This is a genomic window from Microbacterium sp. NPDC076911 (assembly GCF_040687125.1).
Lineage (GTDB): Bacteria > Actinomycetota > Actinomycetes > Actinomycetales > Microbacteriaceae > Microbacterium.
In genome coordinates this window covers 233,635-258,322 of sequence record NZ_JBFBMP010000006.1, presented here as the reverse complement: position 1 = coordinate 258,322, position 24,688 = coordinate 233,635, and the positions used below count along the sequence as shown (strand labels likewise).

Here is a 24,688-nt window from a genome sequence, read left to right as displayed (position 1 = left end):
ATGTCGACACGCCCTAAAGTCGGCGTGCTTGCGCTGCAGGGCGATGTCCGTGAGCACGCGCGTGCGCTCACGGACATCGGCGCAGACGTCACTCTGGTGCGGCGCCCCGCGGAGCTCGACGGCGTTGACGGCCTAGTGATTCCCGGCGGAGAGTCGAGCGTCATCGACAAGCTGTCGCGCATCTTCGGAATGCGCGAACCCATCAGAGCCGCGATCGCCGCTGGCATGCCCATGTATGGCACCTGCGCTGGCCTCATCATGCTGGCAGATTCGATCAGCGATGGCATCGATGGCCAGCAGACGTTCGGCGGCCTCAACGTTCAGGTTCGCCGAAACGCATTTGGCAGCCAGGTCGACTCATTCGAGGTTGATCTGGATGTGCCCGTGCTGACTGGCGGCCCCGTGCACGCAGTGTTCATTCGCGCACCGCTCGTCGAAGAAGCAGGCGCCGGTGTCGAGCGCATCGCGCAGCTTGATGACGGGCGAATCGTTGCGGTGCGCCAGGGGAATCTGCTCGCGACGGCGTTTCACCCCGAGGTCACGGGGGAGTACCGGTTTCACCGCCTGTTCCTCGACCGAGTGAAAGCAGCGGCGTGACAGACGAGACCGCATGGGTGGCGCTGTTGCGCGGGGTGAATGTCGGTGGGGTCACAATCCGCAGCGCCGCCCTCGCGGAGATGTTTGCTGATCTCGGATTCGGCGATGTGCGCACTGTGCTCGCGAGTGGAAATGTGACATTCTCCGCGTCCGAATCGGTCAGTGAACGCGCCACTCTCAAGGCCCGCATTGAGGTTGCCCTGCGCGAGACATTCGACTACGACGCGTGGATCGTGCTGGTCACTCGCGACGAGGCAGCGGTCGCCATCAGCGGCTTTCCCTATGATGAGACCGCTACGCACCGCCAGCCCTGGGTGATCTTCTGCGTCGACAACTCCACCCGCGATGAGCTCGTGGGCATGAGCCAGAATCTGGATGCTGCGACTGATCCAGTAGTCGGCGGCCAAGGCGTCGTGTATTGGAACCCTGCCAAAGGCCATTCGACAGACACTCCGTTTGCCAAGCTCCTGGCGAAGCCAACGTTTCGCACACGCACCACCAATCGCAACCTCCGTACCCTGCGAAAAGTGGTCGGCTGAGCGTCATCGCATAGCCTGTCTTAGAATGGGTCGCCGACGACAGACCCGTCGGCAAGCGATTTCAGGAGCACAATGTCCGGGCATTCCAAGTGGGCAACGACCAAGCACAAGAAGGCGATCATCGACAGCCGCCGTGCCAAGTCGTTCGCCAAGCTGATCAAGAACATCGAAGTAGCGGCCAAGATGGGCGGCGCCGATCTCGCCGGCAACCCCACGCTCTATGACGCGATTCAGAAGGCCAAGAAGACCTCGGTTCCCAACGACAACATCGACCGTGCCGTAAAGCGTGGCGCGGGCATCGGCGGTGAAGCCGTCGAGTACACCTCTATCGTCTACGAAGGCTATGGGCCCAACGGCGTGGCGCTGATGATCGAGTGTCTTACCGACAACAAGAACCGCGCCGCCGCAGAAGTACGCACGGCACTCAGCCGCAACGGTGCGACTCTGGCCGACCCCGGCAGCGTTGCCTACAACTTCTCGCGCAAAGGCGTGATCGTCGTGTCGAAAGACGGAACCACCGAAGACGATGTCATGCTCGTCGCTCTCGAGGCAGGCGCCGATGACGTCGAGCCACACGCCCAGGGTTTCGAGATCATTACTGAGGCGACAGATCTTGTCGCGGTGCGCAGCGCCCTGCAAGCAGCAGGAATCGACTACGAGTCGGCAGACGTAGAGTTCGTTCCCAACCTCAAGGTCGAAATCGATGCCGACACCGCACGAAAGGTGTTTCGTCTGATCGACTCTCTCGAAGACAGCGACGACGTGCAGAACGTGTTCAGCAACTTCGATCTCACCGCCGAGGTGCAGGCAGAACTCGAGACCGATCACGAAGAGTAGCCCTCACTGGTGCGCGCCTTGCGGCCTTGGTAGCCGAGGTCACGTAGCGTGAGAGGGTGATGACACCGCCGCGCAGGGGAACCCTCAGAGTGCTTGGCGTCGACCCCGGCCTGACACGGTGCGGGGTGGGAATCGTGGATGTTGCGCGTGATCGTTCCGCGACACTCGTGCACGTCGGGGTAATCCGATCGGATGCGGACGCAGCCATCGAGCAACGCTTGGCCACCATTGCGGCGGGACTGCGGGAGATCGTTGATACTCACTCGCCTCAGGTCATCGCGGTCGAGCGTGTATTCGCGCAGCACAATCGTGAGAGCGTGATCGGAACCGCTCAGGCGAGTGGCATCGCGCTTCTCGTCGCGGGGGAGCGTGGCCTGCGGGCCGCGACCCACACCCCCACCGAAGTAAAGGCAGCGATCACCGGGTACGGCGCTGCCGACAAACGCCAAGTGCAGACGATGGTGGCGCGTGTTCTGCGCCTCGACACTATTCCGCAGCCCGCGGATGCCGCTGATGCGCTCGCGCTGGCACTTTGCCACGCGTGGCGATCGGCGGGGCCCAGCGCAACATCGCAATCACTCACCCCAGCACAACAAGCGTGGGCCAATGCCGAACGCTCGGCCAAACGATAAGCGTGTCGCTCGAACAAATGTCCTAACTTCTCCGTAGGCTCGTTTCATGATCTCTTCACTTCGTGGCGCCGTGGTGCATGTCGAATCTGACACCGTGGTGGTCGAGGTCGGCGGGGTCGGCCTTTCGGTCGCCGTGACCGCTCAACTTGCACGCCAGACCCATGTTGGCGACCAGATCGCTTTGCACACCACTCTGATCGTGCGCGAGGATTCCCTCTCGCTGTTCGGCTTCGACAGCCGCGATGATCTCGCCGTCTTCACGCTTCTGCTCGGCGTCACCGGCGTGGGGCCGAAATCTGCTCTCGGTGTGTTGGCGACGCTATCGGTCGCACAGATCGCCGATGCTGTTTCTGCCGACGATGATGCACCCTTTCGACGCGTCTCTGGCATCGGCCCAAAGACAGCGAAGCTCATTGTGGTCCAACTGGCGGGCAAGGTTGCCGTGTCGGACGTCGCCGCGACGACAGATACTGCACCTGGTCGAACGGAGATCGCCCCACAGGTGGTGCAAGCACTTGTTGGCCTCGGGTGGAGCGAGCGTGTTGCCATTGAGGCTCTCGAGGGCGTGATTCCGGATGCTGACCCGGCCGACCGGCAATCGGTGCCCGCTCTGCTGCGTCTGACTCTCGCTGCGCTCGGCCCAAGCCGCAAGGAGGGCGTGCATGGATGACCTTCGAGACACGGCCGAACCTGAAGACGAGGTCGAACTCGCCGTTGAGGGTGCGTTGCGCCCGCAGTCGCTCGCCGAATTTGTGGGCCAGCAGAAGGTTCGCGGGCAGCTTCAGTTGCTTTTGGATGCGGCGAAGATCCAACAGCGCCCCGCCGATCACATTCTTCTCTCCGGCCCCCCTGGGCTTGGCAAGACCACCCTGGCGATGATCGTTGCTCACGAGAGCGAGCGCCCGCTTCGTCTGTCAAGCGGACCCGCCATTCAGCATGCCGGCGATCTCGCCGCGCTGCTGTCGAGCCTCACACCGGGTGAAGTGCTGTTCATCGACGAGATCCATCGCATGGCTCGCTCTGCCGAAGAGATGCTGTATCTCGCGATGGAAGACTTTCGCATCGACATCATGGTCGGCAAGGGCGCGGGCGCAACCAGTATTCCGCTTGATCTTGCGCCGTTCACACTTGTCGGCGCGACGACTCGTTCGGGGCTACTGCCGAACCCTCTCCGCGATCGCTTCGGTTTCACCGCTCATCTTGAGTACTACGAACCCAGTGAGCTCGAACGCGTCATCGAACGATCCGCCGTGATGCTCGATGTTCAACTTCCTCGAGCCGCCCGCGCAGAGATTGCAAAGAGGTCACGCGGCACTCCCCGAATCTCCAATCGTCTGCTGCGGCGGGTACGCGACTACGTCATCGTTCATGGCTCAGATCAGGGAGCAACGATGGGCATCGTCGATGCAGCTCTCGATCTGTATGACGTCGACGCGATCGGCCTCGATCGGCTCGACCGCGCTGTGCTTGACAGTCTCGTGCGCCGCTTCCGCGGCGGCCCAGTCGGCCTCAGCACGCTCGCGGTCGCGGTCGGAGAAGAAGGCGAAACCATCGAATCAGTGGTGGAACCGTATCTCGTGCGCATCGGGTTTATCGGGCGCACGCCCCGTGGCCGCATTGCCATGCCGGAGGCGTACGAGCACCTTGGACTACCCAGTCCCGAATCGGTGCTGCGCTTCAATGACCTATAATCGCTGAGGGCATCTCTTGCCCCCGAATACCTGGCAGTGCCGCTCGGCGCGTGTCTGAACCGAAAGGCTCTTCCTCCTCCATGGATCTCGCGACATTCTTCGAACAGTACGGCCTGATTCTGCTTTTGGGCGCGTTGCTCGTCTTCATGTTCTGGAGTTCGCGTCGACGCATGCAGAAGCAGAAGACCGAACAGGAGCAGAAGGCTCGTCAGACCATTCCGGGCGCGAAGGTGCTCATGCAGGGCGGCCTCTACGGCACCATCGTCACTTTTGATGCCGAGAACCTCGACCAGCCCGCAATCGTGGAGATCGCCCCGGGCGTCGAAATCGAGGTACACAGCCAGGCAATCCTGCGCGTTGTGTCAGACATCGAAGAGACCGCCGACGACGATGAGCTCGTTGAGGTCGACGAAACCGTCGCAGGCTACGCTGACGGCTCACACGAACGAATCGATCTGGCCGCTGACGACACGACGGGAACGGTGCGCGACTCCAGCGAACCGGACTCTGACGCCGGAACGAAGCCCCAGGCCTGACCGACCGCCCTTCGGGGTACTTGCAGAAAGCTGACCCTCGTGGCGACTTCTACTCCCGTCCGGCATGCCTGGCGCGCGCTGACCGGACTTCTCGTGACCATTGCCGTTCTCTTCGGCATCAACGCCCTCGGCGTCTGGGGGTTCGAAGAGAGCTCGTGGACCCCCGAGCTGGCGCTCGATCTTCAAGGCGGAACGCAAATCGTCCTTGAGGCGCAAACGGAAGACGGCGCCGATCCTTCGTCCGAGCAGATGCAGCAGGCTGTGACGATCATTCGCCAGCGTGTCGACGCCTCGGGCGTCGGCGAGGCCGACGTGACCACGCAGTCCGGCAACCAGATCGTGGTGCAGATTCCCGGCGCAGCCGACGATGAGACTCGTGCACGCATCGAAGCATCGGCGCAGCTTCAGTTGCGGGCCGTGCTGTACACCGGTTCGCCCGTGACCAGCTACGTGGGCGAAGACGGCCTCGAGACGCCGTTCCCAACACCAGAACCCACGCTCGAAGCGACACCGACCGTCGCACCAACCAGCGGCAGTGACCTGAACTGGATAACGCCTGCGCTTCAGGCAGAGTTCCTCTCCTACGACTGTGCCGATCCCAACAACGACCCCGCTTCTGAGCCTGTCGATGAGCCCCTCATCACCTGCGACGTGGATGGCCTCTACAAGTACATTCTCGGCCCGGTAGAGCTCGACGGTTCATCGATCGACGACGCGACGTTCGGCCTTCAGCAGACGAACGGTCTGTGGTCGGTCAACCTGACCTTCGACAGCGAAGGCACGCAGACGTTCGGCGAGATCAGCCAGCGCCTCTATGGCGCAGAAGCACCGCTCAATCAGTTCGCGTTCGTTTTGGACGGTACGGTGCTCTCGGCACCGTCGATGAACGGCATCATTCTCGACGGCAAGCCCAGCATCACCGGAAGCTTCACGCAGGAGACAGCTCAAGTTCTTGCCGACCAGCTCAAGTACGGTGCGCTGCCGCTGAGCTTCCAGGTGGTGAGCTCCGACACGATCTCTGCCACGCTGGGTTCACAGCAACTGCAGATTGGGTTGATCGCCGGACTTATCGGCCTCATTCTGGTTGCCGTCTACTCGCTGATTGTTTATCGCGCGCTCGGCACCGTGATCATCGCCTCCCTTGTGGTGATGGGAATTCTGACCTATCTCGCCCTGGCGATTCTTGCGTGGCGAATCGGCTTCCGGCTCTCGCTCGCTGGCGTCGCAGGTTTGATCGTGACGATCGGTTTCACCGCCGACTCGTTCATCGTCTACTTCGAACGCATCCGAGATGAACTACGAGACGGCAAGTCGATCACCGCGGCCGTGGAAGATGGCTGGGGCCGGGCAAAGCGCACCATCTACATCTCCAAGTCCATCAACGTGCTTGCGGCCGTCGTTCTGTATCTTCTCGCTGATTCGACAGTGAAGGGCTTCGCGTTCACCCTCGGGCTCACGACCGCTATCGACGTGTTCATCTTCATCATGTTCACCCACCCTGTGATGCAGCTTCTTGCTCGCACCAGATTCTTCGGTGGCGGCCATCCGCTGTCCGGCCTCGACCCGACCGCCCTTGGAGCCGTCTATCGAGGGCGAGCACAGTTCCGTGAACCGGCGGCTGCCGCAGCCACCACACAGTCAGGCAAGCGGGCCGCTAAATCGCGCGGCGAAGCAGTTCGCCGCCAGACCATCGCGGAACGCAAGCAGGCGGAAGTCGCGGCGGCATCAAACAAGACCAAACCCGGCACGACCGGCAACGAGGGAGGCAACTGATGCGTTCCATGGGTCAGCTCGGTAATGATCTTTACACCGGAAAAGCATCGTTCCCGTTCGTCGGGCGACGCCGGCTGTGGTTTCTGATCGCAGCAATCCTCGTGATCGCGGCAGCACTTGTGCCGCTGTTCCGCCCGATTCAGTTCTCAATCGAGTTCACGGGTGGATCGCAGTTCACCGTCAACAGCGTGGCAGCCCCCGATCAGCAGTTGGCCACCGACGCCGTGCGGTCTGTCGTTCCCGATGCAACCACAAAGGTTGTCGTCATCGGTGAAGATGCTGTGCGTGTGCAGACCGATCAGCTGACGGCAGACGACAGCAGCGAAGTCAGCGACGCGCTTGCGACCGCGTACGACGTTCCCCTCGCTGAGGTGAGCTACTCGTTCATCGGGCCCAGCTGGGGTGCCGACGTCACGCGCCAGTCCCTGTGGGGTCTGGCGATCTTCCTCGCGCTTACGTTCGCCATCTTGGCGCTGTATTTCCGCACGTGGAAGATGTCGGTCTCGGCCATCATCGGGCTGGTTGACGTATTGGTGATCACGGTCGGCGTCTACGCGCTGTTTGGCTTCGAGATCTCTCCCGCAGCCGTCATCGGCTTCCTGACGATCTTGTCGTATGCCTTGTACGACACAACCGTTGTATTCGACAAGATTCGAGAAAACACCAGCGAAGACGGTGAAGTGTCTGGCCGCACATTCGGCGAGTCCGTGAACCTTGCGGTGAACCAGACGCTGATCCGATCCATCAACACGACGGTTGTCGCGATTCTGCCCACCGGAGCAATTCTGTTCATCGGTGCGCTCTGGCTCGGTGCCGAAACACTCACCGACCTGTCGCTGTCGATCTTCGTCGGCACGATCGTTGCGGCCTACTCGACGCTCTTCGTCGCAGCGCCGCTGTATTCGTTGTTCCGTGAGAATGAGCCCACGCTCAAAGAACGTGATGCACGCATCGTTGCAGCACGAGAGCTTGCCGTCACGTCCGCATGAATTTCTCCGCCGTCAGGCGGGCATAGGATTGTGACACTCGGCAGAGGGGGGAGATCTAGTGGCAGAGACGTCTCCTCCTGCGCCTCCCTCGTCGCTGCGTCGTCTCGTCCCGCGCATTTTTTCGCGATCCGCGCGCAGAGACGACGTTGAACAGCTACTGCGCACGGTGCGTACGCACCATCCCAAGGGCGACCTTTCGATCATCGAGCGCGCCTACTCGGTCGCCGAGCGAGCCCATACCGGGCAAAAGCGCCAGAGCGGCGAGCCCTACATCACCCACCCTCTCGCAGTGGCACAGATTCTCGCAGACCTCGGGCTGGGCCCGAAAGCGATTGCGGCAGCCCTGCTGCACGATACGGTCGAAGACACGTCATACGGCCTAGATGAGCTGACGGCAGAGTTCGGTGACGAAGTCGCGATGCTCGTCGATGGCGTGACGAAGCTTGACAAGGTCAAATACGGCGACTCCGCACAGGCCGAGACCGTTCGCAAGATGATCGTGGCGATGTCAAGGGACATTCGCGTTCTGTTGATCAAGCTTGCCGATCGGCTTCACAACGCGCGCACCTGGGGTTTCGTCCCCCCAGAAAAAGCAGCGAAGAAGGCCACTGAGACACTCGAAATCTTCGCGCCGCTCGCGCACCGTCTCGGCATCCAGGCAATCAAGTCTGAACTCGAGGATCTTTCTTTCGCCGTGCTGCACCCGAAGATCTTTGCCGAAATTGACAGCTTGGTGACTCAGCGCACTCCACAGCGAGAGCAATATGTGCAGAACGTCATCAACGCCGTTGATTCCGACCTGCGCGAATTGCGCATTCGCGGACGAGTCATGGGCCGTCCCAAACAGCTGTACTCGGTGTACCAGAAGATGGTCGTGCGCGGCCGCGAGTTCGACGACATCTACGATCTGATCGGCATTCGCATCCTGGTGGGCAGCGTGCGCGATTGTTACGCGGTGCTGGGCTCAATTCACGCCCGTTGGACGCCGCTACCGGGCCGGTTTAAGGACTACATCGCCACGCCTAAGTTCAATCTCTACCAGTCTCTGCACACCACCGTGATCGGCCCCGGCGGTCGCACCGTGGAGATCCAGATTCGCACCCACGAGATGCATCAGCAGGCCGAGTACGGCGTTGCGGCACACTGGAAATACAAAGAGCAGATTGCTGGCGGCAAGTTCGATGTCAAGGCGAACGACACCGACATGGCCTGGTTGGCACATATCTCGGATTGGCAGGCCGAGACCGCCGATCCGGGTGAGTTCCTCGATTCGCTCAGATTCGAAATCGGAGCCAAAGAGGTCTACGTGTTCACCCCCAAGGGGCGTGTGATCGGTCTTCCCGCGGGAGCAACTCCTGTCGACTTCGCGTATGCCGTGCACACCGAAGTGGGCCATCGCACGATGGGTGCCAAGGTCAATGGACGGCTGGTTCCTCTGGAGTCTGAGCTGAAGAGCGGCGACGTCGTCGAGGTATTCACCTCGAAGAACCCTGACGCGAGTCCTAGTCAAGACTGGCTGAGCTTCGTGAAGAGTACGCGGGCGCGCAGCAAGATTCGCGGCTGGTTCACCAAGGAGCGCCGTGAAGAGGCTGTAGAGCAGGGCAAAGAGGGCATTGCTCGGGCAATGAGGCGTCAGAACCTTCCTTTACAACGCCTCATGAGTCAGGATTCGTTCACCGAAGTAGCCCGCCAGCTCCGGTTCGAAGACGTCTCCGCCCTCTACGCCGCCGTAGGCGAAGGGCACATTTCGACCCAGTCGGTGATTGAAAAGGTCACTGCGCTGGTGAGCGCCGAAGAAGACACCAACACCGGACCCATCGACCTTCCCCTCGGCCGTGCTCGCCAACCTCGCACAGGCGATTCGGGAGTGCTTGTTCGTGGGGCCCCCGACATTCTCGTCAAATTGGCGAAGTGCTGCACCCCGGTTCCTGGCGACGCGATTCTCGGCTTTGTCACGCGGGGGAGCGGAGTGTCAGTGCATCGTGACGACTGCACCAACGTCAGCGCGCTACGCGACGAGCCAGAGCGAATGATCGACGTCGAGTGGGCGCCCTCGACGAAGAGCATCTTCATGGTGCAGATCCAAGTGGAAGCTCTCGATCGTTCGGGATTGCTCAGCGACGTCACGCGCGTGCTCAGCGAGCACCATGTGAACATCCTCTCGGCTACGGTCGCCACGTCGAAGAATCAGCTCGCAATCAGCAAGTTCGTTTTCGAGATGGGCGACATCGTGCACCTCGACCGAGTCCTGAACGCTGTGCGTCGGATCGACGCTGTCTACGACGTGTATCGAGTCAAGTCCTCTTAGCCGGAGGTTCTTGCTGACTCAAGAGCGCGAGCGCATCGTGCTTGTACGGCAATGTGCTCGCCTCCAACTGGGAGATACTCCTCTGTAGCAGCGGAAGGTCACCTGCGACCATCTGCATGGCGGCAGCTCGGTACTCTTCATCGCGCGTACGAGCGAGATCTCCGACCGTGCGCGCGGGCGAGGTGACCCACACTCCACCGATGCGCTGCAGGTCGGATCTGGGCAGCTGCACGTCTCGGTAGATCACGCTCCGCGCAGGAAGCCGGTTGCGCCGCTGCGAAACCGCCCGTTGCACGTTGTGGCGAAGAGGTGGATTGTAACGCGTCCCATAAATCCATGCGGCGCTCAAGTGCGTCGCCGCCAACGAATCACCAAGCAACAATCGCATCGATCCCGCACGCATCGCCGTGGTCTCAACGGCATCCGCAGGCATGAAAGCCGGCCCGAGATCGACGAGGTCTCCGTCCAGGCAGGCCGCCGTTAGCTCGGCAAGAGACAAGCGATCATCAGGAAAGTAAAGAAACGGCGATGACATACCGGCATCGTGCCTGACGAGCGGCTCCGAGAAGCGCTTGCGGGGCGATCTGTGGACAGATCGCCCGCCGCGTCACCTAGCCCCCCAGTGCCTTCAACCAGGTGCGCCGAGCTTCGAGCGCATCATTGGCGTCCGCGATTGCACGCTTGTCGCCAGATCTCTTCGCAGCTTCAAGCTCTTCTTCAAGCTTTTCGATTGCGTCGGTGAGCTGGCGGGTCATGTCGTTGGCGCGCGCCTTAGTTTCGGGGTTGTTGCTCTTCCAGTCTGCGTCCTCACGCGTGCGCAACGCCGTCTCGATCTTGCGCAAACTGTCGTCGAGTCCGCGTTCAGTATCGCGCGGGAAGATGCGTCCGATCTCGTCCCAACGGCGTTGAATACTGGTCAGCAGGGTGCGAGCCTTGGCGATCACGCGTTCGTCCGCGACAGCCTTGGCTTCCTCAAGAAGCTCGCGCTTGGCGGCAATCTTCTCGACTGAGGCCTCATTCTCGGCCGCTTCGCGCTCAATGCGCGCGCCATAGAGCGCGTCACCGGCGGCTTTGAACCTGGCCCAGAGCGCGTCATCTACCTTTTTGCCCGCGCGGCCTGCGCTCTTCCACTGGTCGAGAAGCTCCCGGTATGAGGCGATTCCGTCTTCGCCCTTTGGCGCGAGCGCTTCAGCCTTCTCTACGAGTCGAGTCTTCTGGTCGCGAACAACCTTGTGGGCGCTGTCAAGCTCGGCGTAGAACTCGCGGCGGTGCTTGTCGACTGTGGCACGAGCATCGCGAAAACGCTTCCATAGCTGCTGAGCCGTCGACTTCGGCAAGCGTGGACCGTTCTGCTGCTGAGCTTGCCACTGGTCGAACATCTCGGCGAGCTCAGCGGAGGCTTGCTTCCACTGCACAGTCTTGGGGTCACGAGCGGCGAGAGCCTCAGCTCTCTCGACCAGCGCCGTACGCAGGGCGACTGCGTTGTCGACGGCCTCGCGGGCAGCGACGGCCTCGGTCTCAGACTCTGCGGCCAACTGCACGTTGAGGGCAGCCACTCGCGCTTCCAAGGCTGCGAGGTCTCCCACAGCCGCGGCGTCCTTGAGCTTGCCACTGACGGTGCGGGCCGCGCCACGCAAGTCTGCGGCAGACGCTCCCGCGCGACGGTGCCTCACCTCGAGCAGTCCGACTTCGCTGGCCAGGTCGGCATACTTCCGTTCGAAGTATCCGAGTGCCTCTTCGGGGGAGCCGTCGGGGTATTGGCCCACGACCCGCCATCCGTCGGCTTCGCGCACGGAAACCGTACCGTCGTCGTCGACGCGGCCCCAGGGCTCGCTTGTTGTCGGATCGGGAGTTGAATCTGCTGCGGCAGTCACGGAATGCACCTCATCGCGGCATACGCCGCCTGTGGGGGATGGACGGCTCCCAAGCCTAGTACGCCGGGACCGCTTCTACGGGAGTTTCACTAGTCGTTACGGCTCGGGAGTCTCGGTTGCTTCTGGCTCGAGGCTTGCAGACGGCTCCGCTGTGGGCTCGACCGCGGGCGTGGGGGTCGAGGTGAGTGCAGGAGTGGGCACCGGTTCAGGTGCGCCAGGTCCCGACGTGAAATACAGCGACTGAGCGACGAACGCGGCGACGATGATCAAGCCGCCAACCACAGCCGCAATCACATTGTCGCGCGTGCGGCGCGTGCTGAGACCCGCCTGATACTGCTGGCGCGCCACATACCGACGCGCACGTTCACGGGACTCGCGTGTTTCGCGATCCTTGCCACCAGCGGCCACGGGACCTCCTCGCTCCGGGACGATGCCCGGGCCGGGTTGATCCTACGGCGCGGCTTCACCGACAACCAAACCGCCGAACACAGCCAGCTCGCGCATTAGCCTGGAGACGTGACCACTCCTAGCGCACTCTTCCAGGGGCAGACCCCCCTCGCGGTGCGCATGCGTCCTACCTCCCTCAGCGAGGTGGCTGGGCAAGGCCACTTGTTGCGAAGAGGCTCGCCTCTGGTAGCCCTCGCCGATCCAGGCGCAGCCACCAGAGCGGGCACCTCTGTCATCTTGTGGGGCCCGCCCGGCACAGGCAAAACCACCTTGGCTCAAGCAATCGCACGAACTTCAGGTCGGCGTTTCGTTGAACTGTCGGCAGTCACCGCGGGCGTGCGAGACGTGCGAGAGGTGATGCAAGAGGCGCTGACCCAACGTGATCTCTACGACCAGTCAACGATTCTGTTCCTCGACGAGATTCATCGCTTCACAAAAGCGCAACAAGACGCCTTGCTCCCGGGAGTGGAAAACGGCTGGGTCGTTCTTATCGCCGCTACGACAGAGAATCCGTCATTCTCGGTGATCTCACCGTTGCTCTCGCGCTCCCTCTTGCTCACGCTGCAGCCGCTGACCGATGAAGACATCGCAACGCTGCTCGATCGCGCCGTGTCAGACCCTCGGGGGCTCGCCGATGCCGCAACCCTTGAGCCTGCCGCGCGCGCGGCGCTAGTACAGCTTGCGTCGGGTGATGCGCGTCGCGCATTAACATCACTCGAAGCCGCTGCGTCACTGGCCGAACCCGCCAGCGACGCTGACGCTGACACGTCCGAGAGCACGCCGGTGATTACCGCGGAGCATGTGTCCTTGGCGGTCGATCGGGCGTTGTTGCGCTACGACCGCCAGGGCGACGAGCACTATGACGTGATCAGTGCGTTTATCAAGTCGATCCGCGGGTCTGATGTGGATGCGTCAATTCACTACCTAGCTCGCATGATCGAAGCGGGGGAGGACCCTCGATTCATCTCTCGGCGTCTCATAGTCTCGGCAGCCGAAGATATCGGCCTCGCTGACCCACAGGCGCTCACGATCGCGGTGGCTGCCGCCGATGCCGTGCAATTCATCGGTATGCCCGAAGGGCGCATTCCACTCGCGGAAGCGACCGCCTATCTCGCGACGACTGCCAAGTCCAACGCCGCTTACGTAGCGATTGACGCGGCTATCGCTGACGTACGTGCCGGTGGATTCGGCCGTGTGCCCGTGCCGCTTCGAGACGCGCACTACGCCGGAGCGAAGCGGCTTGGACACGGTAAGGGCTATCGATACCCCCATGATTCTGAAATCGGCGTCGTGGCTCAGCAATACTTGCCAGACGAGCTCGTAGGCAAGCACTACTACCAGCCGACGAACCACGGCGCTGAGCGCGATGTGCAAGCCCGCCTCGAGAAAATTCGGCGAATCCTGTCGGACGGACAGTGACGCGGCATCCACTCAGAAATCTCTCTGTGCTTCTCTGATAAGGTTGACCGGCTCGAAACACAGTTTTCGGGCATCCCCACTCCCCACAAAACCACCGGTTCGCCCCGACGTGCGCGCCGAATGGCGGGAATGGGCGATACGTCCGTGAGCTGCGAAAGACGCGGCCACGTCATCGGAAGGACATCTTCGTGACCACGAAGTCCCAGGACCGCCGCAAGGTCCGCCTCTCACGCGCACTCGGTATTGCGCTGACCCCCAAGGCTGCTCGCTACCTCGAAAAGCGTCCCTACGCTCCGGGTGAGCACGGCCGCACCAAGCGCAAGCAGGACAGCGACTACGCCGTTCGTCTGCGCGAGAAGCAGCGCTTGCGCGAGCAGTACGGCATTCGCGAGAAGCAGATGCGCAACACGTTCAACGAAGCCCGCCGCAAGGACGGCCTGACCGGTGAGAACCTGGTCGAGCTGCTCGAAATGCGTCTGGACGCTCTTGTGCTTCGTTCGGGTTTTGCCCGCACCACCGCGCAGGCACGCCAGCTGGTTGTGCACCGCCACATTCTCGTCGACGGCCAGCCCGTAGACCGCCCCTCGTTCCGCGTCAAGCCGGGACAGACCATCCACGTCAAGGCCAAGAGCGAGGGCACCGAGCCCTTCCAGGTTGCAGCAGCCGGCGGTCACGCCGAGGTTCTGCCTCCCGTTCCCGGCTACCTCGAGGTTGAGCTCGACAAGCTGCAGGCACGCCTCGAGCGTCGCCCGAAGCGCGCCGAGGTTCCGGTCGTATGCGACGTTCAGCTCGTCGTTGAGTACTACGCAGCGCGCTAAACAAAACAGCAAGCTGTAGCGAGAAGGGTGCCGGGGAATCCCGGCACCCTTCATCGTTTCCGCCTACGATGGGGGAGGCCGCGCATGTGCGGCCCACGAGAGAGTGGTGACATGAGAAAGCTGCTGTGGTTCCTGACGGGCGTCGTTGGTGGGTTCGTCTTGGCGCATCTGATCGACAAAGACCCCCGTGGCCACGAGGTCCTCACCGACGTTGACGCTCGTATCACCGAGTTCACCGATCGCATGAGCGACGCCTACCGTGAACAAGAATCCCGCTTCTCTGGGCTCGTAGACGATGTGAAAGATGCTGCGGCTGCGGGCGCTGAAGCTGCCCTCGCGGCGGCATCCGACGCCGCCGATTCCGCGGCCGCGATCGTCGACAAGACCCGCGACTGACACACTGCCCGACCTTTGCGCCAGTGTCCCCACAGGGACCGTCTCTGGCGCGCTGAACGACGAGGACCCCGATGAAGACTGCCGAAATCGCGAAGCGCTATCTGGACTATTTCGAAAAGAACGGTCACACGATCGTTCCGAGCGCGTCTCTCGTGAGTGACGACCCAACGCTGCTGTTCACCGTCGCTGGCATGGTCCCCTTCATTCCTTACCTCAGCGGCGTCGTGCCCGCGCCCTATCCGAGCGCCGCCGATGTGCAGAAGTGCATCCGCACCAACGACATCGAAGAGGTCGGTAAGACGCCCCGACACGGCACGTTCTTCCAGATGCTCGGTAACTGGTCGTTCGGCGACTACTTCAAAGAGGGTGCAATCACCTTCGCGTGGGACTTGCTCACCGGATCTGAAGACGACGGAAAGTTCGGCTTCGACCCCAAGGACCTCTGGGTCACGGTCTATGAAGACGACGATGAAGCGTTCGGGCTCTGGCAAACGATCGCTGGCCTGCCAGATGAGCGCATCCAGCGGCTGGGCAAGGACACAAACTACTGGAGCACCGGCGTGCCCGGCCCCGCCGGCCCGTGCTCAGAGATCTTTTTCGACCGCGGCCCCGACTATGGCATTGACGGTGGTCCCGCCACCGACGACGACCGCTACGTGGAGATCTGGAATCTGGTCTTCATGCAGTACGCAATTCACAATGTGAGATCGAAGATCGACTTCGACATCATTGGCGAACTGCCGAACAAGAACATCGACACCGGCATGGGACTTGAGCGCGTCGCGTTCATCAAGCAGGGCGTCGACAACATGTATGAGACCGACCAGGTTCGGCCCGTTCTCGACAAGGCTGTCGAACTGAGCGGCAAGACCTATGGCGCTGTTCACGAAGATGACGTGCGCTTTCGCATCGTTGCCGATCACGTGCGCTCCTCGCTCATGCTGCTTGCCGACGGGGTCACCCCGTCGAACGAAGGCCGTGGCTACATCCTGCGCCGACTCATGCGGCGCGCAATCCGCTCAATGCGCCTTCTCGGCGTTGAGGGCGCGACATTCCCCGACCTTTTCACTGCCTCGCGTGATGCGATGCAAGAGGCGTACCCCGTCGTTGGCGAAGAGTACGACCGCCTCTCCGTCTATGCGTACGCAGAAGAGCAGACATTCCTGCGCACGCTCGCAGCCGGATCGGTGATTCTTGACGATGCGCTGGCTTCGACGAAGGATGCTGGGGGCTCACGCCTCGCCGGTGACGAAGCGTTCCTGCTTCACGACACCTACGGTTTTCCCATCGACCTCACTTTGGAGATCGCCGAAGAAGCCGGGCTCAGCGTCGATCGCCCCGCTTTTGACAGCCTGATGCAGGAGCAGCGCACTCGGGCCAAGGCCGATGCGAAGTCGCGCAAGCGTCAGCTGGCAGACCTCAGCGTCTACCGCGACTTCCGCTCGCAGGGCGAGACGATCTTCACCGGGTACTCCGACCTTGAGACGGAGTCGCGCGTTCTCGGACTGCTGGTCGATGGACTGCCAGTCCCCAGCGCCGCCGTCGGGCAGATCGCCGAGGTAATTCTTGCCGAAACCGCTCTTTACGCGGAGTCTGGTGGACAGGTCGCCGACAAGGGCCTCATCGTCGGACCGGGATTCGAGCTCGAGGTGCTCGATGTGCAGCGCCCCGTCGCCGGTCTCATCAGCCACACCGTGCAGGTGAGCTCGGGCGAAGTCGGCGTCGGCCAGGTTGCGACCTCCGTGGTTGACGCCGCGAATCGTCGTGCTGGGCAGCAGGCGCACTCCGCCACACACCTGGTGCACGCCGCGCTGCGCGACACCTTAGGCAAGTCTGCGGCACAGTCCGGCTCGCTCAACCGCGCCGGCTACATGCGCTTCGACTTCAGGTGGGGCCAAGCACTGTCGGATGAAACGAAGACCGAGATCGAAGAGATCGCAAACAATGCGGTGCACGACAATCTCGAAGTCACGACGCGCGTGCTGGCGCTGGATGACGCGAAGGCTCTCGGCGCGATGGCACTCTTCGGCGAGAAGTACGGCGATACCGTGCGTATGGTCGACATCGGCGGCCCCTGGTCGCGCGAACTCTGCGGCGGCACGCACGTGGCATCGAGCGCCGAGATCGGCATCATCAACCTCGTGGGGGAGTCGTCCGTCGGAGCCTCGAACCGTCGCGTCGAAGCGCTGGTCGGATTGGACGCGTTCCGCTCCATGGCTGCAGAGCGCGCCCTGGTTTCGCAGCTCACCACAACGTTGAAGACGCCGCGCGAAGGTCTACCCGCGAAGATTGCTGAGCTAACGGCGAGCCTCAAAGCAGCCGAGAAGAAGATCGCTGCTTTCGAGTCCAAGGCGTTGGGCGATCAATTGCCTGCCCTTGTCGCCTCGGCCAGCAGTGTGGGGGAGTACACCGTTGTCGCATCGTCCCTGGGCAACGCAGCCTCGGCAGACGATGTTCGTGCAGTCGCTCTTCAGGTGCGGGAGCGCCTGGGAGATCGCGCAGCCGTTGTCGCCCTGGGTGCTGAGATCTCTGGTCGGCCGATCGTGATCGTTGCGACGAATGATTCGGCTCGACGCGCTGGAGCGAAAGCGGGTGCGCTTGTGAAGACGGCTTCAGCCATACTCGGCGGCGGCGGTGGCGGACGCGATGACGTTGCGCAGGGTGGCGGCACAGACGTCGCTGCTCTCCCCGCCGCGTTCGCCGCGATCGCGGCGGCACTCGAGGCGTGAACGGCTTTCGGCGTGGCGTGCGCATCGGCGTGGACGTCGGGCGTGCCCGAGTGGGTGTCGCGCGGTGCGATCCCGACGGAATGCTCGCCGTTCCGGTAGAAACGGTCGCACGAGAGCAGCAGAGCGTGGCCCGGGTAGTCGCGATTGCCGCTGAGTACGAGGCGCTCGAGATTCTTGTTGGTTTGCCATTGAACATGCAAGGCTCCGACACACAATCGACGACCGACGCCAGGGAGTTCGCCGCAGCACTTGCGCAGCTGGCGGAGCGCCCTGTGAGGCTCGTTGACGAACGATTGTCGACGGTCTCAGCGCACGCGGCCTTACGCAGTTCGGGCAGATCACAGCGTTCGTCTCGTAACATTGTTGATCAGGTCGCCGCAGTGGTTCTGTTGCAACAGGCTCTCGACGTTGAGAAGAACACCGGGCGATCTCCTGGAACCCCACTCTCTCAGGAGCCCACCTGAACATGTCTGATACCCCGACGCACGGTCCCGCTGACGATGCGGCGCCTGTTTCGCGACGCGCCGCGCGCGAAGCGGCGGCGCGTGAGGCAGCGTCATCCAACGCTCCCGATGCGCTTGAGCAGCCAGCGCCCGCAGCACCTGTGCGTGCATCAGCGCAGTCGAACGGCTCGGACGACGACTCGTGGATCTTCGGCACCCCCGCAACGCGTCCAACCGCCTCACCGTCGTACCCGCGCGCGAGCGCCGACCCAGCCGCTGTATCTTCGACTGCGCCGACGCCACGCGCATCAACCGCTACTCTCGATGACCTGTTCAGCGGAGAGGCGACCGCCGATGTTCTCGGAGCGGCGCCGCCGCCAGCGAACCGGCGAAAGCGTCGCATCGGCGCATGGATAGCTCTCGCGATCTTTCTGCTTCTCATCGGCGGCGCGGCCGTCGCCACCTGGTATGTCTGGTCTACGTACGAAAGCCAGATCCGCGAGGTCATGGGCTGGGAAGAACCGCAGGACTACGAGGAAGGTCTCGCGACAGGCGAGACGTTTGTCACCATCTCAGAGGGCGATACGGGTTCGCCGATCTCGCAGTCGTTGTACGACGCCGGAGTGACCAAAACGCCCGATGCCTTTTACGACTATCTGATCGATACCGGACAGAATCCGAATTTCGTACCCGGTGTGTTCACGCTGCAGCAGCAAATGACTTCTGAAGCCGCGCTTGCCGCACTGATGAATCCCGAGAACAAGATGGAGAACTCTGCGCAGTTGCGCGAGGGCCTCACCGTCGAAGACTCGCTGCCCCTGCTGGCAGAGGGCATCGGATTGCCGCTTGAAGACTTCGAGGCTGCCGTCGAGAACCCTGCTGACTACGGGGTTGAAGCTGACACTCTCGAGGGCTGGCTCTTTCCGGCCACTTACTCGTTCGATCCAGGTGTGACCGCCGAAGAAGTGATCCAAACGCTGGTCAACCGAACTGTCACCTCATTGGATGCCGCAGAGGTTCCGGTCGACCAGCGTCAAGAGATCCTCACGATCGCGTCGATCATTCAGCGCGAAGCGCGCTACGAAGAAGACATGCGCAAGGTTGCCACGGTGATCGAAAATCGCCTGGACGCAGACAACCAGGAGACCTTCGGGTATCTCCAGATGGACTCGACGTCGCAGTACGGCTTCGGTGAAGATGATGGGACAGTGAGCACGTCAGAGGATGCTCAGTACGACGACAACCCGTGGAACACCTATGTGCACCCTGGCCTGCCAGTAGGTCCGATTGCAAACCCCGGCGATGTCGCGATTGCCGCGGCAATGGACCCCGCCGAAGGCGACTGGCTCTACTTCGTCACCGTGAATTTGAACACCGGTGAAACGACATTCACCACGAACCTCAACGACCACAACGCGGCCGTGAACGACTGGCTGTCGTGGTGCTCTGAGAACCCGGACGCCGGGTGCTGACTTCTGCCGAGCTCGCGGTATGGGGTGACCCCATAGAGCACAGCCGATCTCCGAGGCTTCATGCCGCGGCATACCGAGCGCTCGGCCTGAATTGGCACTACGGACGCCGTTGCGTCAACGAGCAAGGATTCGCAGCCGCACTCGCCAGTCTGGATGAACGCTGGCGCGGGTTGTCGCTGACGATGCCTCTCAAGACCGCAGCGTTCAACCACGCCATCAGCCATGATCGCCACTCCGCCCTCACCGGTGTTGCGAATACTCTCTTGCTCACTGTTGCGGGCCCTCGTGCGTTCAACACCGATGTCGGCGGTTTGGTCCGCGCACTTGGCGAAGACGGGGTAGCTCAGGCGCCCACTGGGCGCATTATCGGGGCCGGTGCCACCGCGACATCAGCGCTCATCGCGCTGAGCGAGATCGGTGCGCGAGATGTGCAGGTCGTCGCGCGTAGACCAGAATCTGTTCTGCCCTTGCGAGCCCTTGGCGAGAAGCTCGGCGTGCAGGTCGATGGTGTGGCATTCGGTGCTGAACGATTCAACGCGGTGACGGTGACGATCGCCACTCTGCCCGGCGGGACCGTGCTCGACGACGCACAATCTGACGCTCTTGCGGACTCCGGCGGACACCTTTGCGACGTCGTATACGGAAACTGGCCGACCCCGCTCTCTACCGCCTGGGTCAGAGCCGGGCACACCGCGTCATCGGGGCTCGGAATGCTTCTGCACCAAGCAGTTCTGCAGGTACGAGTATTCACATCGGGTGAGATTGATGTGCCACTGAACAACGAATCAGCTGTCGTCGCCGAAATGCGCGCGACGCTCATGGGAGACTAGACCAATGCTCCGTGTGCTCACGGCCGGCGAATCGCACGGCCCCGAACTTGTCGCTGTCATGGAAGGTCTGCCCTCGGGCGTCCCTGTCTCCAGCGTTGCCATCCAAGCCGACCTCGAACGACGCAAGCTCGGCTACGGCCGCGGTTCTCGCATGAAGTTCGAGCAAGACGAATTGACGATCTCAACGGGTGTCGTACACGGCTATTCCCTGGGCAGTCCGATTGCGTTGCGCATTGGCAACACCGAATGGCCCAAATGGGTCGAGGTGATGAGTGCCGAACCCGTCGAACTCAGCGACAAGTCACGTGGCCGCGGCGCAGCGTTGACACGCCCACGGCCCGGTCATGCCGACCTCGTCGGCATGCAGAAGTACGACTTCAACGAAGCCCGACCGATCCTTGAGCGTGCGAGCGCGCGCGAAACCGCCGCCCGCGTGGCACTTGGCGCTGTGGCACGGAGTTTTCTCGCTGAACTTGGCATCGAGCTTGTCAGTCACACGCTCTCAATCGGTCCGGTTCGCGTGCCTGAAGACGCTCCGGTTCCCTCAGCCGATGATGTCGAGGCGCTGGATGCCGATCCGTTGCGCTGCTTCGACGCCACGACGAGCGCGAAAATGGTCGAAGAAGTTGACGACGCGCGCAGGGCTGGCGACACGCTTGGTGGCATCGTCGAGGTGCTCGCCTACGGACTGCCACCCGGTCTGGGCTCTCACGTGCACTGGGATCGTCGCCTCGATGGCAAGCTTGCGCAGGCGCTGATGAGCATCCAGGCGATCAAGGGCGTTGAGGTCGGCGACGGTTTCCTCACCACGACTCGTCGCGGCTCAAAAGCTCATGACGAGCTCTATGCGACTGACGACGGAATTACTCGTTCAACCGATCGTGCGGGTGGGACAGAAGGTGGCATGTCGACCGGCACCGTTCTGCGCGTCCGCGCCGGGATGAAACCGATCGCCACCGTGCCCAAGGCGCTGCGCACGATCGATGTTGCCACGGGTGATGATGCGACCGCTCACCATCAACGCTCCGACGTGTGTGCGGTTCCTGCGGCTGGTGTCGTTGCGGAAGCGATGGTTGCTGTGGTGCTCGCCGATGTTGTGCTCGAAAAGTTCGGTGGCGACAGCATCGGAGAGACTCGTCGCAACGTCGAGTCGTACCTCGCCTCAATCCCCGAGCCACTCCACACCGCTGCGGCCAGCGACGCTTCTCTGAGCAATGACGAATCGGTCTGATTCGATCGTTCTGATCGGGCCGATGGGTGCTGGCAAGACCAGTATCGGAAAACGCGTGGCACGCGCTCTGAACGTGCGATTCGTCGACACCGACGCTGTCGTCGTGCGCGAACACGGCGCGATCGCTGAGTTGTTCGCCGAGCGTGGCGAGGCACACTTTCGCTCTCTGGAACGCGTCGCGGTGCGCGATGCGTTGGTCGACGGCGGAGTGGTCGCTCTGGGAGGTGGCGCGGTGCTCGATGAAGCGACACAGCGCGAGCTCTCGGAGCACCGCGTGGTCTTCCTCACTGTTGCGCCCCGCGTGGTGGCAACTCGAGTGTCCGGTTCGAAACGTCCGCTATTGCAGGGCGACGACGCCGCCCAGCGCTGGACCGAAATATTCGAGACACGGCGCCCCATCTACGAAACGCTCGCGGATGTCACTTTCGACACCTCGAGCGGCCCGTTGGCCGACATCGTCGCAGAGATTGTGGCGTGGTCGCGAAAGAACGAAACCCCGGAGGAGAAGTGACAGACGTGACCACCATCTCGGTCAGCGGCGACGCACGGTATGACATCACGGTAGGACGCGGCATCCTCGCTAGCGCGGGCGAGCTGCTGCCTCCCGCGGCACGTAAAGTGCTCATCATCCATCCGCCAACGCTCGCTGCCCAGGCCGAAGCGCTGCGAGATGCGCTTCGCGGCGAACGCGAGGTGCTTCTCGCAGAGGTTCCCGACGCGGAACAAGGCAAGCGCGTCGAGGTAGCCGCCTTCTGCTGGCAGGTCATGGGCCAGGCCGACTTCACACGCACCGACGCCGTCATCGGCTTCGGCGGTGGGGCGGTGACTGACCTCGCGGGCTTCGTCGCGGCGACCTGGCTGCGCGGTGTCGAAGTGTTGCAGATTCCCACAACGGTGCTCGGCATGGTCGATGCAGCCGTCGGCGGCAAGACGGGAATCAACACCGCCGAGGGAAAGAACCTGGTGGGCGCCTTCTGGGCGCCTCGTGCGGTGATCTGCGACCTGGAATTGCTCGACACCCTCTCACGCAACGAGTTGGTCGCCGGCTACGCCGAAGTGGTCAAGGCGGGTTTCATTTGGGCACCAGAGATCCTTGAGATCATCGAAGCGGATCCGCTCGTGGCCACCGACCCCACAACCCCAGAGTTTCGGCGCACTGTGGAACTCGCCATCGATATGAAGGCACGTGTAGTGGGGGAGGACCTTCGCGAAGCCGGACTGCGCGAGATCCTCAACTACGGCCACACGCTCGGCCACGCGATCGAACATGCGGAGCGCTATCGTTGGCGCCACGGCGCTGCGATCTCTATCGGCATGGTGTTCGCCGCAGAACTGTCCCGGCTAGCGGGACGACTCTCTGACGAAGCCGCGGCGCGCCACCGCGACATTCTCGAATCACTGGGGCTTCCAGTCAGCTACCGCGCGGGAGCGTGGCCCACCTTGAAAGCCTCGATGCAACGCGACAAGAAGAGCCGCGGCGGAATGCTGCGCTTCATCGTGCTTGACGACATTGCCAAGCCCACCGTGCTTCAAGCTCCCGACGAATCGCTGCTGTTTGCGGCATACCAAGAAGTTGCGGCGTCGTAGGCTGAGCGCGTGACATCGAACCTGCCGCTGTTGCTCGTCAATGGGCCCAACCTCAACTTGCTTGGGGTGCGCCAGCCTGAGATCTACGGGCACGAGACGCTGCGCGACGTCGAAGCGCTGGTGACCGCCACTGCCCAGGCGCGCGGGTATGACGTGCGCACGATCCAGTCCAATCACGAAGGCGTTCTCATAGACGCTATTCACGAGGCGCGGCAACAGTGTGCCGGGATCGTCATCAATCCGGGCGGCCTGACTCACACCTCAGTAGTGCTACGCGATGCGCTGGCAGGAGTTTCGCTACCCGTCGCCGAAGTGCACATCTCAGACGTTATGGCGCGAGAGGAATTTCGCCACCACTCATATGTCCGCGATATCGCATCGGTGCACGTGATCGGTGAGGGAGTAGCCGGATATGCTCGCGCGGTAGAGCAACTGCTCGATGTCATCGTCGAGCGCGCAACGGCCTAAACACGCGGGAGCCCACCCATCCCGTAGAATGACACGTCGGGCCGCCACGGCCCCCTTCCCTCACGAACGGACTTGTTTTCCTCATGGCATCCACCGCAGACATCAAGAACGGCGTCGTGCTCAAGATCGACGGACAGCTCTGGAACGTTGTGGAGTTTCAGCACGTCAAGCCTGGCAAGGGCGGAGCATTCGTCCGCACCAAGCTGAAGAACGTACTCAGCGGCAAGGTCATCGACCGCACCTTCAACGCTGGCGCAAAGGTAGACGTCGAGAACGTTGACCGCCGCGACTTCACCTACCTCTACAACGACGGCGACAGCTTCGTGTTCATGGATGTTGAACTGTACGACCAGATCAGCCTTCAGGCGGCTACAGTCGGCGACGCGGCAAACTTCATGCTTGAGAACCAGCAGGTTCAGATCGCGCTGAACAACGACAACCCGCTCTATGTCGAGTTGCCCCCCTCTGTTGTTCTTGAAATCACCTACACCGAGCCAGGCCTCCAGGGCGACCGTTCTTCGGCCGGAACCAAGGCTGCCACCGTGGAGACGGGCTACGAGATTCAGGTGCCGCTGTTCCTCGAGACCGGCACCAAGGTCAAAGTCGATACCCGCACCGGAGACTACCTCGGTCGTGTGAACTAACCGTGAGTGCTCGCACTAAGGCACGCAAACGGGCGCTCGATATTCTCTTTCAAGCCGACGTCCGCGACGTCGCGCTTGCAGAGATGCTCGCTACCGAAGCTAAGCGCGCGGCAAATGAACCGTCTCGCGAGGCCTCATGGTTGTACGCGCGCGAGATCGTCGATGGTGTCGTCGACAACCGCGAGGCCATCGATGAGCAGATCACTACCTTTGCCAAAGACTGGACGCTGGAGCGTATGCCGGCCGTCGATCGAGCCGTGTTGCGGATCGGCGTGTGGGAGATTCTGTACAACGACGCTGTGCCGACAGCCGTGGCGATCGATGAAGCAGTAGACCTCGCAAAAGAGTTCTCGACCGACGAAGCAGGATCATTCGTCCACGGGGTGCTCGCGCGCATCGCACGCTCTTCCTGATCTTCTGGCATTGTC

Annotated in this window: 26 protein-coding genes; 23 read left to right on the top strand and 3 right to left on the bottom strand. The window is 62.2% G+C overall.

The genetic code is table 11. The annotated features are described in order from the left end of the window. From pdxT to AB0O81_RS11620, 10 genes are all read left to right on the top strand, one after another. A complete protein-coding gene (gene pdxT, locus AB0O81_RS11665; RefSeq protein ID WP_363584425.1) occupies window positions 1-597 on the top strand; it encodes a pyridoxal 5'-phosphate synthase glutaminase subunit PdxT in 597 nt (198 codons plus the stop codon). Continuing rightward, window positions 594-1,136 (top strand): DUF1697 domain-containing protein, encoded by a 543-nt coding sequence (locus tag AB0O81_RS11660; RefSeq protein WP_363584423.1) that lies wholly within the window; start codon window positions 594-596, stop codon window positions 1,134-1,136. Before pdxT ends, AB0O81_RS11660 begins: the two co-directional genes overlap by 4 nt. A gap of 72 nt (window positions 1,137-1,208) precedes the next feature. Next, window positions 1,209-1,973, top strand: a complete 765-nt coding sequence (locus AB0O81_RS11655; protein ID WP_363584421.1) for a YebC/PmpR family DNA-binding transcriptional regulator — start codon at window positions 1,209-1,211, stop codon at window positions 1,971-1,973. A 59-nt stretch (window positions 1,974-2,032) separates the two neighbouring features. Next, on the top strand, window positions 2,033-2,605 hold the full coding sequence (ruvC, locus tag AB0O81_RS11650) for a crossover junction endodeoxyribonuclease RuvC (protein ID WP_363584550.1): 573 nt from the start codon (window positions 2,033-2,035) through the stop codon (window positions 2,603-2,605). A 46-nt stretch (window positions 2,606-2,651) separates the two neighbouring features. Next, a complete protein-coding gene (ruvA, locus tag AB0O81_RS11645) occupies window positions 2,652-3,275 on the top strand; it encodes a Holliday junction branch migration protein RuvA (RefSeq protein WP_363584419.1) in 624 nt (207 codons plus the stop codon). Then, window positions 3,268-4,296 carry a Holliday junction branch migration DNA helicase RuvB gene (gene ruvB, locus AB0O81_RS11640; RefSeq protein ID WP_363584417.1) on the top strand — a complete coding sequence of 343 codons (1,029 nt, stop codon included), beginning with the start codon at window positions 3,268-3,270 and terminating at the stop codon, window positions 4,294-4,296. Before ruvA ends, ruvB begins: the two co-directional genes overlap by 8 nt. 80 nt (window positions 4,297-4,376) lie before the next feature. Then, on the top strand, window positions 4,377-4,832 hold the full coding sequence (locus AB0O81_RS11635) for a preprotein translocase subunit YajC (RefSeq protein ID WP_363584415.1): 456 nt from the start codon (window positions 4,377-4,379) through the stop codon (window positions 4,830-4,832). A gap of 39 nt (window positions 4,833-4,871) precedes the next feature. After that, window positions 4,872-6,605: a protein translocase subunit SecD gene (gene secD / locus AB0O81_RS11630; RefSeq protein ID WP_363584413.1), complete on the top strand. Its 1,734-nt coding sequence runs from the start codon at window positions 4,872-4,874 to the stop codon at window positions 6,603-6,605. Then, window positions 6,605-7,594 carry a protein translocase subunit SecF gene (gene secF, locus AB0O81_RS11625; RefSeq protein WP_363584411.1) on the top strand — a complete coding sequence of 330 codons (990 nt, stop codon included), beginning with the start codon at window positions 6,605-6,607 and terminating at the stop codon, window positions 7,592-7,594. The genes secD and secF overlap by 1 nt, the downstream gene beginning before the upstream one ends. Before the next feature lie 58 nt (window positions 7,595-7,652). Next, the gene (locus tag AB0O81_RS11620) at window positions 7,653-9,902 is read left to right on the top strand and encodes a bifunctional (p)ppGpp synthetase/guanosine-3',5'-bis(diphosphate) 3'-pyrophosphohydrolase (RefSeq protein WP_363584409.1); all 2,250 of its coding nucleotides are present in this window, start codon (window positions 7,653-7,655) and stop codon (window positions 9,900-9,902) included. Here AB0O81_RS11620 and AB0O81_RS11615 read toward each other — a convergent pair. The 3 genes from AB0O81_RS11615 to AB0O81_RS11605 form a co-directional block, all read right to left on the bottom strand. Next, window positions 9,889-10,437 carry a hypothetical protein gene (locus AB0O81_RS11615; RefSeq protein WP_363584407.1) on the bottom strand — a complete coding sequence of 183 codons (549 nt, stop codon included), beginning with the start codon at window positions 10,435-10,437 and terminating at the stop codon, window positions 9,889-9,891. The genes AB0O81_RS11620 and AB0O81_RS11615 overlap by 14 nt on opposite strands. Before the next feature lie 76 nt (window positions 10,438-10,513). Beyond that, complete coding sequence (locus tag AB0O81_RS11610) at window positions 10,514-11,776, bottom strand: DUF349 domain-containing protein (RefSeq protein ID WP_363584405.1); 1,263 nt, start codon at window positions 11,774-11,776, stop codon at window positions 10,514-10,516. A gap of 96 nt (window positions 11,777-11,872) precedes the next feature. Then, a complete protein-coding gene (locus AB0O81_RS11605) occupies window positions 11,873-12,184 on the bottom strand; it encodes a dioxygenase (protein WP_363584403.1) in 312 nt (103 codons plus the stop codon). A gap of 108 nt (window positions 12,185-12,292) precedes the next feature. Between AB0O81_RS11605 and AB0O81_RS11600 the strand changes: the two genes are divergently transcribed. From AB0O81_RS11600 to nusB, 13 genes are all read left to right on the top strand, one after another. Next, the gene (locus tag AB0O81_RS11600; protein ID WP_363584401.1) at window positions 12,293-13,642 is read left to right on the top strand and encodes a replication-associated recombination protein A; all 1,350 of its coding nucleotides are present in this window, start codon (window positions 12,293-12,295) and stop codon (window positions 13,640-13,642) included. 188 nt (window positions 13,643-13,830) lie between these two features. Beyond that, window positions 13,831-14,460 carry a 30S ribosomal protein S4 gene (gene rpsD / locus AB0O81_RS11595; RefSeq protein ID WP_337337917.1) on the top strand — a complete coding sequence of 210 codons (630 nt, stop codon included), beginning with the start codon at window positions 13,831-13,833 and terminating at the stop codon, window positions 14,458-14,460. Between the two features lie 111 nt (window positions 14,461-14,571). Then, the gene (locus AB0O81_RS11590) at window positions 14,572-14,856 is read left to right on the top strand and encodes an ATPase (RefSeq protein WP_363584398.1); all 285 of its coding nucleotides are present in this window, start codon (window positions 14,572-14,574) and stop codon (window positions 14,854-14,856) included. Window positions 14,857-14,927: 71 nt separating this feature from the next. Further along, a complete protein-coding gene (alaS, locus tag AB0O81_RS11585) occupies window positions 14,928-17,585 on the top strand; it encodes an alanine--tRNA ligase (RefSeq protein WP_363584396.1) in 2,658 nt (885 codons plus the stop codon). Further along, entirely contained in the window at window positions 17,582-18,049 is a 468-nt protein-coding gene (gene ruvX / locus AB0O81_RS11580) for a Holliday junction resolvase RuvX (protein ID WP_363584394.1), read from the top strand. The genes alaS and ruvX overlap by 4 nt, the downstream gene beginning before the upstream one ends. Before the next feature lie 2 nt (window positions 18,050-18,051). Beyond that, window positions 18,052-19,500 (top strand): endolytic transglycosylase MltG, encoded by a 1,449-nt coding sequence (gene mltG / locus AB0O81_RS11575; protein ID WP_363584392.1) that lies wholly within the window; start codon window positions 18,052-18,054, stop codon window positions 19,498-19,500. Continuing rightward, window positions 19,494-20,330, top strand: coding sequence for a shikimate dehydrogenase (locus tag AB0O81_RS11570; protein ID WP_363584390.1), 837 nt, complete (start codon window positions 19,494-19,496; stop codon window positions 20,328-20,330). Before mltG ends, AB0O81_RS11570 begins: the two co-directional genes overlap by 7 nt. A gap of 4 nt (window positions 20,331-20,334) precedes the next feature. After that, the gene (gene aroC / locus AB0O81_RS11565; protein WP_363584388.1) at window positions 20,335-21,561 is read left to right on the top strand and encodes a chorismate synthase; all 1,227 of its coding nucleotides are present in this window, start codon (window positions 20,335-20,337) and stop codon (window positions 21,559-21,561) included. Then, on the top strand, window positions 21,545-22,072 hold the full coding sequence (locus AB0O81_RS11560) for a shikimate kinase (RefSeq protein WP_363584386.1): 528 nt from the start codon (window positions 21,545-21,547) through the stop codon (window positions 22,070-22,072). Before aroC ends, AB0O81_RS11560 begins: the two co-directional genes overlap by 17 nt. Further along, complete coding sequence (gene aroB / locus AB0O81_RS11555; protein WP_363584384.1) at window positions 22,069-23,148, top strand: 3-dehydroquinate synthase; 1,080 nt, start codon at window positions 22,069-22,071, stop codon at window positions 23,146-23,148. The genes AB0O81_RS11560 and aroB overlap by 4 nt, the downstream gene beginning before the upstream one ends. Before the next feature lie 9 nt (window positions 23,149-23,157). Then, window positions 23,158-23,616, top strand: a complete 459-nt coding sequence (aroQ, locus tag AB0O81_RS11550) for a type II 3-dehydroquinate dehydratase (protein WP_363584382.1) — start codon at window positions 23,158-23,160, stop codon at window positions 23,614-23,616. A gap of 83 nt (window positions 23,617-23,699) precedes the next feature. Then, window positions 23,700-24,260, top strand: a complete 561-nt coding sequence (gene efp / locus AB0O81_RS11545) for an elongation factor P (RefSeq protein WP_337337907.1) — start codon at window positions 23,700-23,702, stop codon at window positions 24,258-24,260. Window positions 24,261-24,262: 2 nt separating this feature from the next. Beyond that, the gene (nusB, locus tag AB0O81_RS11540; RefSeq protein WP_363584380.1) at window positions 24,263-24,673 is read left to right on the top strand and encodes a transcription antitermination factor NusB; all 411 of its coding nucleotides are present in this window, start codon (window positions 24,263-24,265) and stop codon (window positions 24,671-24,673) included. Window positions 24,674-24,688 lie beyond the last annotated feature (15 nt).

Bases quoted from the DNA above. Each gene is read 5' to 3' on its own strand.
- pdxT (WP_363584425.1), top strand. From the start codon at position 1: ATGTCGACACGCCCTAAAGTCGGCGTGCTTGCGCTGCAGGGCGATGTC.
- AB0O81_RS11655 (WP_363584421.1), top strand. From the start codon at position 1,209: ATGTCCGGGCATTCCAAGTGGGCAACGACCAAGCACAAGAAGGCGATC.
- ruvC (WP_363584550.1), top strand. From the start codon at position 2,033: ATGACACCGCCGCGCAGGGGAACCCTCAGAGTGCTTGGCGTCGACCCC.
- ruvA (WP_363584419.1), top strand. From the start codon at position 2,652: ATGATCTCTTCACTTCGTGGCGCCGTGGTGCATGTCGAATCTGACACC.
- ruvB (WP_363584417.1), top strand. From the start codon at position 3,268: ATGGATGACCTTCGAGACACGGCCGAACCTGAAGACGAGGTCGAACTC.
- AB0O81_RS11635 (WP_363584415.1), top strand. From the start codon at position 4,377: ATGGATCTCGCGACATTCTTCGAACAGTACGGCCTGATTCTGCTTTTG.
- secF (WP_363584411.1), top strand. From the start codon at position 6,605: ATGCGTTCCATGGGTCAGCTCGGTAATGATCTTTACACCGGAAAAGCA.
- AB0O81_RS11615 (WP_363584407.1), bottom strand. From the start codon at position 10,437: ATGTCATCGCCGTTTCTTTACTTTCCTGATGATCGCTTGTCTCTTGCC.
- AB0O81_RS11590 (WP_363584398.1), top strand. From the start codon at position 14,572: ATGAGAAAGCTGCTGTGGTTCCTGACGGGCGTCGTTGGTGGGTTCGTC.
- alaS (WP_363584396.1), top strand. From the start codon at position 14,928: ATGAAGACTGCCGAAATCGCGAAGCGCTATCTGGACTATTTCGAAAAG.
- mltG (WP_363584392.1), top strand. From the start codon at position 18,052: ATGTCTGATACCCCGACGCACGGTCCCGCTGACGATGCGGCGCCTGTT.
- aroC (WP_363584388.1), top strand. From the start codon at position 20,335: ATGCTCCGTGTGCTCACGGCCGGCGAATCGCACGGCCCCGAACTTGTC.
- AB0O81_RS11560 (WP_363584386.1), top strand. From the start codon at position 21,545: ATGACGAATCGGTCTGATTCGATCGTTCTGATCGGGCCGATGGGTGCT.
- efp (WP_337337907.1), top strand. From the start codon at position 23,700: ATGGCATCCACCGCAGACATCAAGAACGGCGTCGTGCTCAAGATCGAC.